Origin of the sequence: Bacteroides sp. 41_26 (assembly GCF_949740115.1) — a bacterium.
Lineage (GTDB): Bacteria > Bacteroidota > Bacteroidia > Bacteroidales > Bacteroidaceae > Bacteroides > Bacteroides nordii.
In genome coordinates this window covers 38,137-51,784 of the sequence record NZ_CATJGZ010000081.1, presented here as the reverse complement: position 1 = coordinate 51,784, position 13,648 = coordinate 38,137, and the positions used below count along the sequence as shown (strand labels likewise).

Here is a 13,648-nt window from a genome sequence, read left to right as displayed (position 1 = left end):
AGGCACACTGTATGAAAAATACAGGATATAAAAGAATATTGCACGACAGACTGTTAAAGAAATAAAAGCAATAAAAGACTTGCTCTCTCTATGCAGTATTTCTATCTTTGCTGCATTTATAAGATAAACACGTGTTAAAGAGAATGGAAGAACAGGAGCTGACAGAGCTATGCAGGCAGGGAAACAACCGTGCCCGCAAAGAACTTTATGAGCAGTATTCAGGGAGGATGCTTGGCATCTGTCTCCGGTATGCCGGAGATAGGGACACAGCACAAGACCTGGTACATGACGGTTTCCTGAAAATCTTTGCTTCTTTTGATAAGTTCACCTGGCGAGGCGAAGGTTCTCTCAGAGCATGGATGGAGCGTGTAATGGTAAATGTGGCATTACAGTATTTGCGTAAAAATGATGTGATGAATCAGGCAATGGCGCTTGATGAAGCCCCCGAAACTTATGAAGAGCCGGATATTGCGGCAGTGGAGGCTATACCGCAAAAAGTACTGATGCAGTTTATTGAAGAGTTACCCGCAGGCTATCGTACCGTGTTCAACTTATACACGTTTGAAGATAAGTCGCATAAAGAGATTGCTCAGTTACTGGGTATAAATGAAAAGTCCTCGGCTTCGCAGTTGTTTCGTGCAAAGAGTGTATTGGCCAGGAGAGTGAAAGAATGGTTAATGGTGAATGACAGATGAAAGATGAGAAGATGAAAGATAAAGAAATGTGGATGGACAAGCTGAAGGAGAAGTTGCAGGACTACTCCGAGCCTATGCCCGCTTCCGGTTGGGAACAACTGGAGAAGGAATTGGTGCCGCCTGTTGAAAAGCGGATACTGTATCCTTATCGCAAATGGGTAGCAACAGCAGCGGCGGTATTGCTGGTGGCTGCTACATCCTTGAGCATCTACTTCCTGAATACTCCTACTGCTGAAGAGATTCGTCGTACAGCTACCCCGATGTTGGCTGCTGATCCGGATATATTGCCTCAAACGGATGCGCCCGATGTACAGGTGGCGAAAGTAGAGCCGGCACGTGCTATCCGTCCGATAGTTGCACAAGCGAAGAAAATAGCGGAGAGACAGGGAACCGAACCCTCGGTACCTGTTGAGGCTGTTCGTGAAATAGCCGATGGAAAGGAGGCTGTGCAGCAGATAGTCAACGAGAAAGAGGAAATTGAAAAAAAAGAACCGGTAGTAGCGAAAGAAGAATCACCTGTGGTGAAATCACATAAAAGATCCGGACAGGATAAACTGCATATCCCGGTAGAAAAGCCGGAATCTAATAAAGGACGTTGGTCACTTGGTGCAGCGGTAGGCAACGCAGGAGGAGTCTCTCTTACAGGCAATGACCTGGCGGGTGGTGGTATACCTAATGAACAACGGCTCAACCTGGTATCCAATGCCGCTGAGGGAGAGATTATTCGCATCCCCGACAATCAAATGGTGGTATTTAAAGAAGGGGTACCTTACCTGAAACGTATGGATGAAATTGTGGACATCAAACATCATCAGCCTATCTCTTTTGGCTTGTCGGTACGTAAAGGGTTGGTAAAAGGGTTTTCGGTGGAAACCGGGTTGACGTATACATTACTTTCTTCGGATGTCGAGATGAGTGGCGGTAATGCCATGATCGATCAGAAATTGCATTATATAGGTATTCCTGTCCGGGCTAACTGGAACTTTTTCGATAAGGACCGTTTCACATTGTATGTGGCTGCCGGCGGAATGATAGAGAAGTGCGTATATGGAAAATTAGGGAGTGAAAAGCAAACAGTGAAGCCGGTGCAGCTTTCGGTAGCCGGTGCAGTGGGCGCACAATTCAATGCGACAAAGCATGTGGGTATTTACGTGGAACCCGGAGTGGCATATTTCTTCGATGATGGTTCCAATGTGCAAACCATTCGTAAGGAAACGCCGTGTAACTTCAATATACAGGCAGGTATTCGCTTCACCTATTAAAAATAGCATTAAATATAAAATGAAACGGAGGCTTTTTTAAGTCTCCGTTTTTTGTGAATTACACCGCTTGGCGTACTTCCCCGTGCGGGAAGCACCTAATTTATTTGTACTGTTTTGAAGTATTTTTTGAACAGGTTGGCAGCCTGTTCGATTTGTTCCGGTGTATTTTCTTTTATTCCTTTTAGCAGATACTCTTGTTTCATTGCCTCATATTTGTGTACACCTAATGTGTGATAGGGGAGTATTTCTACTTTTTGGATCATCTGGTAACTACCCAGTTGTTGTCCCATTGCACGGATATCTTCTTCAAAATCACTGTATCCCGGCACCAACACATAGCGTAACCAAAAGGGACGTTTATGCTCTTCCAGCCAGGCAGCTGTATGTAGCGTTTGTTCATTACTTCGTCCGGTAAGCTTTTGGTGATGTGGAAGATTGAATTCTTTAATATCCAGCAAAACGAGGTCTGTCAGTTTCAAAAGTTTCTCTACATGTTCGTTCCATAATCCGCCGTTGCTGTCGAGACAGATATGGATACCCTCTTCTTTCAATCGGTGAAACAGGGGTAACAGCGCTTCTGCTTGTAGCGTTGGTTCACCTCCGGAGAAAGTAATCCCTCCACGCTTTCCGAAAAAAGGTTTCTGATTGATAGCCATGCGGACAATTTCTTCCGGGTCAGTGGCTGTTCCGCCTTTTACAGCAATTGTATCCGGATTGGCACAATAAAGACAACGGAAATTACAGCCTTGAAGAAAAACAACGAGCCGTAGTCCCGGCCCGTCGAATGTTCCCATACTTTCATAAGAATGAACTTTGATTAATTGACAGTTGACAGTTGACAGTTGACAGTTCATGGCTATTTATTGAGTGATGTTTTAGTGGTTCTTACAATGCTGATTAATAATTTTATGATTTCACTACAATCTTCATGGATCGAAGTAAAGGAGCAATTAGTGATGAATTCGCTGTCTCTTAAAAGCATAAGCCAATATTCTGTTTCATTGGCTTCTTTCAGAGCTATATTCATCTTATTTAAAAAATCAGCTTTGCTTTGAGCATGTTCTGCTTCACGACATAGTGCTCCTATCGCCGTACCACTTCGCAATATTTGTTTAGATAATGTATATTCCTTTTTGTCATTATATAAATACTTATATAATTTAATGATCCGAAGTGCAAAACTGTAAGACCTGTCCCCAATAATACCTTGTCCCATAACTGTCAATTGTCAATTGTCCACTGTCAATTAAAAACGTTCATGGAACGAACGGCTCAAAACCTCCAGTTGATGTTCGCGGCTCAGCTTGATGAAGTTCACTGCATAACCTGATACACGAATAGTCAGTTGCGGATATTTCTCCGGATGCTCCATGGCATCTTCAAGCATTTCGCGGTTCAATACATTGACATTCAGGTGGTGTGCACCTTTGGTGAAGTAGCCATCCATCATTGTTATCAGGTTCTCTATACGATCTTCGGCAGAAGCTCCGAGTGATTTCGGTACGATGGAGAATGTATTACTGATACCATCCTGAGAGTCACGATAGCGTAACTTTGCAACAGAACTGAGGGAGGCGATAGCACCATTCTTGTCGCGTCCGTGCATCGGGTTGGCTCCTGGAGCAAAAGCAATACCTTTGGCACGTCCGTCTGGAGTGGCACCTGTCTTTTTGCCGTACATCACATTGGAAGTGATTGTCAGCAATGAAAGGGTAGGACGGGCATTCTTGTAAACCGGCAGCTTTTTCAGCTCTTCGCTAAAGTAATAAACGAGGTCTACACCTAAGTGATCTACTTTATCGTTGTCATTACCGAAGCAAGGGAATTCGCCGTTGATATCAAAACCTTCTGTCAGGCCGATGTCATTTCGGCGGGCTGTTACCGTTGCATATTTAATGGCAGACAGAGAGTCGATAGCAATAGAAAGTCCGGCTACGCCATATGCCAGGTTGATGCGGGGATTGGTATCGATAAGTGCCATCTGTGCCTTCTCGTAGTAATACTTATCGTGCATGTAGTGGATGATATTCATTGCATCATTATACACGCGGGCAATTTCAGTCAACACCTTCTTATAGTTGGCCATTACCTCTTCGAACTTCAGTACATCACCTGTCAGCACAGGAATATCTTTCACCATAACAGTACCCGTGTTTTCGCAACGTCCGCCATTAATAGCAAGTAACAGAGCCTTTGCCAGGTTGGCGCGTGCACCAAAGAACTGTATCTGTTTTCCTATTTCCTGATAAGATACGCAGCAGGCAATACCGTAGTCGTCCGATTGGCGTACTTCACGCATCAGATCATCATTTTCGTATTGTACAGAAGAGGTGTCGATAGAAACTTTTGCACAGAATTCCTTGAAACCTTCTGGTAGATCGGGACTCCACAATACAGTCATATTAGGTTCCGGAGATGCTCCCAGGTTGTATAGTGTTTGTAAGAAACGGAAAGAAGTCTTAGTCACCTTTGTACGTCCGTCGTTGAAACGTCCGCCGATAGATTCGGTTACCCAGGTGGGGTCTCCGGCAAAAATATCGTTATAAGATTGCATGCGTAAGTGACGTACCATACGCAATTTGATAACAAACTGGTCAATTAGTTCCTGTGCAAATGTCTCGTCGATATTACCATGAGCTAAATCGTATTCAATATAAATATCAAGGAAAGACGATACGTTACCCAATGACATAGCAGCTCCGTCCTGTTCTTTTACAGCTGCTAAATAAGCCATATATACCCACTGAACTGCTTCCTGTGCGTTGTATGCCGGGCGGCTGAGGTCGAGTCCGTAGTATTCACCCATTATTTTCATTTCCTTCAGTGCCTTGATCTGTTCGGCCACCTCTTCGCGAAGCCGGATACGTGCTTCGGTCATGGGACCGGTTAATCCTTTCAGGTCTTCAAGTTTGGCTTCAATCAGACGGTTGATACCATAAAGGGCCAGACGACGATAGTCACCAATGATACGTCCGCGGGCATAATTATCGGGAAGTCCGGTAAGGAATCCCAATGAACGGAATGAACGGATCTCTTCGGTATATACATCAAATACTCCGTCGTTGTGAGTTTTGCGATAATGAGTAAATACATCTTTTACGCGTTCGTCTACCTCTACACCATTTTCATGGCAGGCTTTTGCTACTACATTGATACCACCGAACGGCTTGATGGCGCGTCTTAACAGTTCATCTGTCTGTAATCCGACGATAAGCTCGTTTTCTTTATCAATGTATCCGGCTTTATGAGAGGAGATGGTTGAAACGGTCTGGTAGTCAAGAGAGCGCACACCATTGTTGGCTCTTTCTTCTTCAAGTGCTTTGAGGCAACAGTTCCACACTGCCTTTGTACGTTCTGTAGGTCCTTGCAGGAAGGATGCATCTCCATAATAAGGAGTAATGTTATTACTGACGAAATCTCTTACGTTGATTTCTTTGCTCCAAAGTCCGTCATTAAAGGTTTTATTCAATTCCATACTTAAATATTAGTTAGTGGTTGGGTTATCCATTCTTCTTTAGAGCACGCAAAGTTACAAGCATTTTTTCATATTATAAGTATAAATATCCTCTATTTTGTGTTTAATAGCATAAAATACCTATAAATAAGGAGAGAAAATAAAAAGACTTATTCTTTTTTTTATAAAATCGTTTGGAGGTTTAAAATCTCTTTGTATCTTTGCACCGCTTTTAACAACAAGCACCTTTATACGAGTCTTGGTAGGCTGATAATGTAAGCCCTGATAGAGGAATAAAAGAGGACATTTTGGAGAGGTGGCAGAGTGGTCGATTGCGGCGGTCTTGAAAACCGTTGTACTGCGAGGTACCCGGGGTTCGAATCCCTGTCTCTCCGCTGAAGAAGTAAAAAACATGAAACTCCCTGTAAAGCATTACTTTACAGGGAGTTTGTTTTTTTTGAATAATAGAATAATGTAGCTTTAATTCTGATTTGTTGAGGTTTTTTCACTATAATCGGTTAAGCTCATTTCTTATTTGTACACTCTGTTGTTCGAATTGCTTTTGACTGTGGTCTATATCAGCAATACCTGTGTCAGGGTTTGAATTCTTTTACTGCTCGTTCCAGTCTTTCCAGACTTAATTCTCCGGATTGTCTCCACAGTTGTTCGCCCTTTCTCATTAATATATAGGTGGGAGTATTTTCAATGGTATACAGTTCTGCAAGAGCACGCTCTTGATCGATGTCAATTTGTACTACCTCAAGAGTCCCTTCCATTAATTTTTTAAACTCTTCTATAACAGGATGCATTCTCTTGTTTTCAGGTTGCCAGTGGGCATAAAATTCGGCCATTATCCAATCGCCGTGAGTTAACTTTTCTTTGTTCCGTTCTTCACGGGCTTCCTTCTTTTCTTTCATATCGATAAAGTTTTAAATGATTAATTGTTGTTCCAACAATAAAGAAAGAAAAAATGTTTGCGGGAGGAGTGAGAATAAACATAGATTAGGGCTTAATTACTTCTCATATTATCTTTTATATGAGTGTTTGTTTAAATACTTGTTATTCTATATAATTAATTTTACTTTTAAAAGTTATATCATTTTCTAATATCGAAACTTTGTTATTTTGTTTATGCGATTTGTGCAAAACCTTTCTTGTCTAACTTTTTTTTTTTATATTTAGCAACTTCGCTGACTTTTACTCTCCTTTTTATTGGTAGTATGGGGGCTTAATTGACTATATTAGAAATGAATACAATTCCGCATTTCCTACAATATCACGATCTTTGTAATGTGAAGATCAGGTAAGTTTCCGTACCGCGTGATACATAAAGAACGCAAAGAAACTTCCTTTAAATGCATCGCTATTTGGCGGATGCATACACTAAACTAAGAAAAGAAAGTTTGATAGGAAATGAAGAAAAGTGGAAACATATATATTAAAGGCTTGCTCTATTTTTTATTATTGATGATGTTTTCATCTTGTTTTGATGATACTTTCACTGATAATAAAACAAGCGATAATTCATATATAATGATTGGAGGAACAATGACGCGGGCTGCAACCAACCCGGGAACTGTTCCAGATGACTACATCGTTAAATCACTTCGTGTTTTGGCATTTGAACAATCTACCGGAAAGTGTGTATCTAACAAACGTTATACTGCTGAAAATGGAGATGTTATAAAGCACTCTATTGATGCCGGCGATTATAATTTTGTTTTTCTTGCTAATGAACCGCCCCACGAGCTTATCATAAATGAATTGAATGGAATCACGAAATATACGGATCTGGATGAGATTGCATATCCGGAATATTTTTTCTCGTCCGAACAGATTATTCCGATGATACAGGAGATTAAAGGTGTAAAAGTCCTGTCGGGTGGACAAGGTGCTGTATTAAGTGATAATACAACAGTGAATCCACTGCAATTGGCTCTTGAAAGATTGGCAGTACGGATTGATGTGGTATTAGAGTCGGAAGATGATCTGGAGGACATTTTCTCTGGACTTGTATTTGAGAATATTCCGGATGTAGTACCTCTTACTTCCAATTATCAAGGTGTGGTTGGACAGAACAATACCCGTACTTTATCTAAAGATGATGATGGAAGTTATTTCTCAGACGAGACTCCAACCAGTGGAAGAGTCTGGGCGAAGAGGATAAGTAGAATTATTTTGCCTGCTAAGGAATTAAGTACAGTAGGTGACAAAACGAAGGCAGTAATTCTTACAGTGGATATGGGGAGTCACTATAGTCCTTTTTGTGAACTACAGATAGCTTCTAATCCGGTGAACTACAGTTTGCCTGGTAATACAATGCTGGATTTGCACGGTATTATTAAGGAACCGTTGGAAATGAATATAAAAGCTTCCAAATGGGTAGATGTAGATAATAATTGGAACATAGATAATCAGCGTATATTAAGAGTTTCGCATGTGGATGCATCGATAACTGACTTTAACGGTAGCCGGATTTCATTTTGGTCAAACATGCCTGTAGTCAAAGTACTGCCCGAAGCATACGATGTAGATGCTGGTAAGATGGTGGAAACCAACCGTATTTTCAATAGTCTGGCATCTCAACGTACTTCGGACGGGAGTACTGCTCCCGAGCGGTTCATGTATACAGTTAAATACGAAAATGGGCAAAGAACAGGTACGGGATATATGGACTTATTGGCTGACGGATGGGTTGAAAAAGAATACTGGGGAGTTGGAGTTAATGATTATGTCAGTTTGGCCAGAAATGTGAGTGGTACATATAAACTTACGTTGTCGGCTGAGAATGAAGATGGCAGTAATGCTTTACAAAGGGAAATTACAGTTAAGATAATACAAAACGGTAAACGTCTTCAATTTTATCATCCGGCAGTGGAACCGTCAAATGGTGCTACGGGCTATGCTGGTGCCTTTTGGAAGAACAATCAGCGTGGAGAACGTATTATCATGGGACAACATGCCAGGGCGGGAACAGATGCTGAGACAATTGCGGATTGGAGTGCATGGGTGGACGATGACCCCAATAAAATGGTTATTTTGAGTACAACACCCAGTTTAGATCCTAATGTCGGAACGGCTAATCCTGGATATGCCGAAGATTTCCTGGTAACACCCAATTCCCAAAAAGGGGAGGATGGTAAAAGTGTAACAGGTAAAGGACGTATTTATTTCCGTATTGGATTGACGGGAACAAATACTACGAATACTCCAAGATACGCAACAGTAAAATTGAAATATTACTTATGGGGATGGGGGGATCCTGTAATAGCAACCCTCTACTTAAGGCAAGGCGAACAACCGGATTATTTATATACCGGACGATCAGGATCGAGAGCATTTGCTGTTTACAATATGACTCATAGCAGTTTCTTGACTGCCCCTGCAACAAGTCCTTTTAGCATTGTTGTGAATAGAGGAAATGCTTCGGAAGTAGATTTTCCGACGAAAGCAGGAGCCCATTTCCAATGGGCAAGATTGAAACCGGGATCATATGGTAATTATTCCGGTGGAACGGAAACGGATGCAAGCTATGACAGTTTTGGTTATAGGGCATTGAATCCGCGTCCTGATATGAACGCGGTTAATCTTACAGGTTGGGGATGGAGCTATTATAAAAATTACCAGTACTTGATATGGGATAATGGAAACGCGTCTGAAAGTTATAGTACTGATTATGAAATCTGCCCTAATGGTTATCACCGACCGAATGACGGAAGCATATCCGGAGGATCGGTGGCATCGCATAACAGTTCACAGGCGGATGCGAATGCGTCGGAATGGAGAGCATCCATTTTTGCGAATCCGATGACGGGTGATGGAAATGAATTGTATAATCCGAATCATCCGGATTATAATTCGAACCGTACGTCTGATGGTCAGCCGACATCGCCTTCGTATTATGCTCCTGTACCTCTTCCCGAGAATATGACATTCGGGTTTTATGCAGATGGGTATTTTGACAGGCACCCAATAGAACAGAATTTTCTTCCTGGTAATAATGTGCAATTTGGAGTTACGATAAATAGTGCGGATGCCGCATATTGGGGATGTCTTTTCTTTAATGGTAGTAAGTCCTTGTTTTTCCCTGCTGCGGGTAGGCGGAACTATGGCGTGAAAGGAGCAGATGGGGCTGGTATGTTGGAACATCCGAGTGCTGGATTTTATATGACAGCGTCAGCTGCTGATATTCCTGAAGATAAAGGTACAACCCATATTGATTGGAGCTCCGTATGGAACATGGAACTAAGCTATATGGAAACGGCACCTATTAGTACTTCGTTTAAGAATGGATTTTCTCTACGGTGTGTGAAGAATGAATGAATTAATGAGTGAAGAATGAGATTACAAATTAAGATATATATGCTCTTCTGGCTACTTTTCTGTATGGTTTCATGCGTACTGGAGAAGGAGATTGATCCGGCAGAACCCAAGGAGGAAGTCGGCCAGGTCAGCATCGAGCTGTTTACAAGACTAAGATCATACGATACTCCTGTGTCCAGAGCGGAAGCACTGGAAGACGTAGTATCCAAAGATCCCTGGGTACTTGTATTCACTGATGCTGGTGATGGCATAGCTGATAATGCTGTATTTGCAGAAGCAGCACAAGCGAACATTAATGTTGGTAACAAAAGTTATGTTTTGCTTAAGCCACAGAGTGTTACATCCTGGATTTTGATATTAGCCAATCCGCAAGAGAAGTTCTATAGAGGTAATACGCCTTATGACTTTTCGGTTGCTAATTTCAAAAGCCTGTTCACGGGGCAGAGGCTTACTGATGTGACATCTCAGATGTCAGCTATACCATTAAACACTGTAAGTGAACCTCCATTCGTGGGAAAAACGTTGCCAATGAGCTATCTGTACAAAGCTATCGGGGGGATTAATTTAAATACGAAAATAGGTACCGATGATGTTCCGTTGGAGTTGACGCGTGCGGTAGCCAAGATCGTTGTTAAGAGTAATGCTGCAGACTTCACCTTATGGGGGATACATTCGGTACATAATCTGAATAAAAATACGGTATTGCATAATCTTTCCGGCAATTTGGAAACGGCGGCGAATATGCTGAGTTATATTAGGAGTAATACGAATGAAGATTTAGTTTCTGCAACTACTAATGTGGCCGATCCTATATATGTATATGAAGCAGAGGCGAACAGCAGTGCTTATGCTTATATGATCATACGTGCATCTTATAAAGGAGTTCAATATTATTATAAGATGGCTATAGCTGATGGTGGTCTCAACTATATGGATATAAAGCGTAATCATGAATATGAGTTTACGATCGTATCTGCCAACTCTCCGGGGTTTGCCACTTATGGTGATGCCATGTTGTCGAAGCCTAATAATATGAATTTAAAATATGAAGTTACGATAACAGATATATCTTCTTATGAAATTAAGGCCAATAGTGAATATTTTCTTGCTGTAAGCAATCGGCTTTGTATCATTTATGATAATACGGTGAGTTCTGGAAATCAGTATGTTGCTTTTACATTAACAACGAATTGTACTTATGCAGATCAATTCTCGAATGGAAGCAATTATCTGAAGGTAGCGAGTGGTGGGATGACGATTGTTTCGCCGTCGCCTGCAAGAATTCCTTCTGCTACGAATCTGGCTCCTCTGGTCACAATGAATGTGATAGTAAAGCTTCCTGCCGGTAGTGATGATAACTCAAGTATTAACATAAAGCTTGGTAATATCGAGCAGACAGTCAGTATTGTGAGAAAACCGATTATTCCGGCTGCAGGAGCTGTTATAAACTATTACACGGAGAATTCCAGTACTTATGATTTTGAATATTATCTTCTTACAGCAAAAGTGGATAATTCAGCCAATGTACCGTGGATTACAATGAAAAACAAATATGGTGTGGTTAGTGCCGATCCGAATAGTATTTTGGTAGAAGACGGAGTAATTGATATAAACGTGGCTTCCACTTCTTCTGCAAGAAACCAGGTGATCTATCTTACAACGATACAAAATCCGAGTGAACCTCAGGATGATAATGAAGATATGCCGAGGCGAATCAAAGTATTTTTATATCAACAAGGATCTTGATAACAGAAAAAATAAAAACTTGATAAATGAAGAAAGTATTCATACTCATATTAGTCATACTTTGCACTTTTGCGGTAAACAGCAAAGCGCAGAAAGTTGCCGTCAAAAGTAATCTGCTTTATGATGCTACTACTACCCTGAATCTTGGTCTGGAGGTTGGCCTGGCACGCAAGTGGACGCTCGACGTACCATTCAATTATAATCCGTGGAAATTTAATGATGGGGCCAGGCTCCGGCATTGGGGAGTTCAGCCGGAAGTCCGTTACTGGTTTTGCGAAAGCTTCAGACGTACATTTATAGGAGTACATGGTCATTACGCCGATTTCAATGTAGGAGGATTTCCCGACTGGTCGTTTATCAGTGAGAATATGCAGAACAACCGATATCAAGGCCACCTGTACGGTGGAGGTATCTCCGTAGGGCATTCGTGGATTCTGAAAAAACGCTGGAGTTTAGAAGCATCTGTCGGAGTAGGATATGCGCGTATTGTGTATGAAAAATACCCTTGTGCAGAGTGTGGTACTAAGATAAAGGATACGAGTAAGAACTATTTCGGGCCTACCAAAGCGAGTCTGTCACTTATTTACGTAATAAAATAAAAAGAGAATGATGAAAAGGAATCTACAATTCATCGTATTTGTATTAGCTGTTTTATGTCAGAATATGAATTTGGCTATGGCTCAGGACCGCTCTTATGAGGGTGTTGTGTCAGTGAAACCGATGCAGCTGGAACAACGGGGTGATTTTCTTCATATAGATATTGACTTTATCATGAATAATGTGAAGGTTAAGACAGCCCGGGGAGTCGATTTTATTCCGCAGCTGGTTGCTCCGGAATGTACGTATAATCTTCCGATAGTATCTATCAAAGGAGGTAACGAATATATGGCCTACGAACGTCGGCTTGCGGTGATGAGTGCTAAAGAGAGAAAGAGTTATGTGCATCCTTATGTCGTTGAAAAAGGTAACAAAAGAAGAAATGATACCATTCAATATAGATATATATTGCCTTATGAAGCGTGGATGGAAGATGCTAAACTGGTTTTACAGCGTGATGAGTGTGGATGTGGTGAATCGACCTTGATGAGTGTAGAGCCACTGATTGATAAGGTTACATTAGAGCGCATACTATTCCCGTATGTTGTGGCACCTTACCTGGCTTATTTACAACCGGTGGCCGAAGAAGTAAAGCGGCGTGATATACAGGCAGAATGTTTCCTGGACTTTGAGGTGAATAAAGTAAATATTCGTCCCGAATACATGAACAACCCTAAAGAGTTGGCTAAGATTCGTACGATGATTGACGATCTGAAGGCCGATCCGAGTATCAAGGTAAACAGACTGGATATTATTGGTTATGCTTCGCCCGAAGGATCATTGGCGAACAACAAACGCCTGTCTGAAGGACGTGCCATGGCATTGCGTGATTATCTGGCAACCCGGTATGATTTTGCCCGGAATCAGTATCACATCATCTTTGGCGGTGAAAACTGGGAAGGACTGGTGAATGCACTTGATACCATCGATATAGAGTATAAAGATGAGATACTGGACATCATTGAATATACTTCTCTTGAACAGGGAAGAGAATCTAAGTTGATGAAGCTTCGCGGAGGTGTACCTTACCGTTATATGTTGAAAAATATATTCCCAAGCCTGCGTGTTGCTATTTGTAAAGTGAATTATGATATCAAGAACTTCGATGTAGACGAGGCACGGGAGGTGATAAAGAAACGTCCTCAGAACCTGAGCCTGAACGAAATGTTCCTGGTGGCCAACACTTATCCGGCAGGTTCGCAAGAGTTTATTGATGTATTTGAGACCGCTGTCAGGATGTATCCTGAAGATGAGGTGGCTAACATGAACGCCGCTGCTGCAGCTCTTTCACGCAATGACCTGATTTCTGCAGAGCGTTATTTAGGTATGGTAAATTCTAAAAAGCATTTACCGGAATATACAAATGCTATGGGTGTATTAATGTTATTAAAAGGAGAGTATGACGATGCGGAGAAGTATTTGAAAGCCGCTGCCGAATCGGGTCTGGAAGCTGCCGGACACAATTTGGAGGAACTGGCTACGAAAAAAGCGAATGCAGCTGAAATTGAGAATAAAAACCAAAAACAAAAGAGATAAATATTTTAGTTATAAACACTTTAAGTTAATTGTAA

The 13,648-nt window shown here is 41.6% G+C and carries 10 protein-coding genes and 1 tRNA gene; 7 read left to right on the top strand and 4 right to left on the bottom strand.

All coding sequences use genetic code 11. The annotated features are described in order from the left end of the window. Positions 1–143: 143 nt before the first annotated feature. Both QX565_RS11410 and QX565_RS11405 read left to right on the top strand, forming a co-directional pair. On the top strand, positions 144–695 hold the full coding sequence (locus QX565_RS11410; protein ID WP_007484765.1) for an RNA polymerase sigma factor: 552 nt from the start codon (positions 144–146) through the stop codon (positions 693–695). A gap of 11 nt (positions 696–706) precedes the next feature. Then, positions 707–1,957: a putative outer membrane beta-barrel protein gene (locus QX565_RS11405; protein WP_289292815.1), complete on the top strand. Its 1,251-nt coding sequence runs from the start codon at positions 707–709 to the stop codon at positions 1,955–1,957. 95 nt (positions 1,958–2,052) lie between these two features. On the opposite strand, the gene pflA is transcribed toward QX565_RS11405, so the two are convergent. Genes pflA through pflB form a run of 3 tightly spaced genes read right to left on the bottom strand, consistent with a single transcriptional unit; the run spans position 2,053 to position 5,432 of the window. Then, positions 2,053–2,811 carry a pyruvate formate-lyase-activating protein gene (pflA, locus tag QX565_RS11400; protein ID WP_196039233.1) on the bottom strand — a complete coding sequence of 253 codons (759 nt, stop codon included), beginning with the start codon at positions 2,809–2,811 and terminating at the stop codon, positions 2,053–2,055. A 2-nt stretch (positions 2,812–2,813) separates the two neighbouring features. Continuing rightward, positions 2,814–3,173 carry a four helix bundle protein gene (locus tag QX565_RS11395; RefSeq protein WP_122202183.1) on the bottom strand — a complete coding sequence of 120 codons (360 nt, stop codon included), beginning with the start codon at positions 3,171–3,173 and terminating at the stop codon, positions 2,814–2,816. Between the two features lie 30 nt (positions 3,174–3,203). Then, on the bottom strand, positions 3,204–5,432 hold the full coding sequence (pflB, locus tag QX565_RS11390) for a formate C-acetyltransferase (protein WP_289292802.1): 2,229 nt from the start codon (positions 5,430–5,432) through the stop codon (positions 3,204–3,206). 289 nt (positions 5,433–5,721) lie between these two features. On the opposite strand from pflB, the gene QX565_RS11385 reads away from it, so the two are divergent. Then, positions 5,722–5,806 (top strand) — tRNA-Ser (locus QX565_RS11385). A gap of 198 nt (positions 5,807–6,004) precedes the next feature. Here the strand turns inward: QX565_RS11385 and QX565_RS11380 are convergent. Then, positions 6,005–6,328: a thioredoxin family protein gene (locus QX565_RS11380; RefSeq protein ID WP_122202291.1), complete on the bottom strand. Its 324-nt coding sequence runs from the start codon at positions 6,326–6,328 to the stop codon at positions 6,005–6,007. Between the two features lie 496 nt (positions 6,329–6,824). Between QX565_RS11380 and QX565_RS11375 the strand changes: the two genes are divergently transcribed. The 4 genes from QX565_RS11375 to QX565_RS11360 are packed head-to-tail and all read left to right on the top strand — an operon-like array spanning position 6,825 to position 13,613. Continuing rightward, complete coding sequence (locus QX565_RS11375) at positions 6,825–9,734, top strand: fimbrial protein (RefSeq protein WP_234130499.1); 2,910 nt, start codon at positions 6,825–6,827, stop codon at positions 9,732–9,734. A 15-nt stretch (positions 9,735–9,749) separates the two neighbouring features. Beyond that, positions 9,750–11,480 carry a hypothetical protein gene (locus QX565_RS11370; RefSeq protein ID WP_234130498.1) on the top strand — a complete coding sequence of 577 codons (1,731 nt, stop codon included), beginning with the start codon at positions 9,750–9,752 and terminating at the stop codon, positions 11,478–11,480. 26 nt (positions 11,481–11,506) lie between these two features. Further along, positions 11,507–12,079 (top strand): DUF3575 domain-containing protein, encoded by a 573-nt coding sequence (locus tag QX565_RS11365; protein WP_122202288.1) that lies wholly within the window; start codon positions 11,507–11,509, stop codon positions 12,077–12,079. A gap of 7 nt (positions 12,080–12,086) precedes the next feature. Next, a complete protein-coding gene (locus QX565_RS11360) occupies positions 12,087–13,613 on the top strand; it encodes a DUF3868 domain-containing protein (RefSeq protein ID WP_195660749.1) in 1,527 nt (508 codons plus the stop codon). The last annotated feature ends 35 nt before the right edge of the window (positions 13,614–13,648 follow it).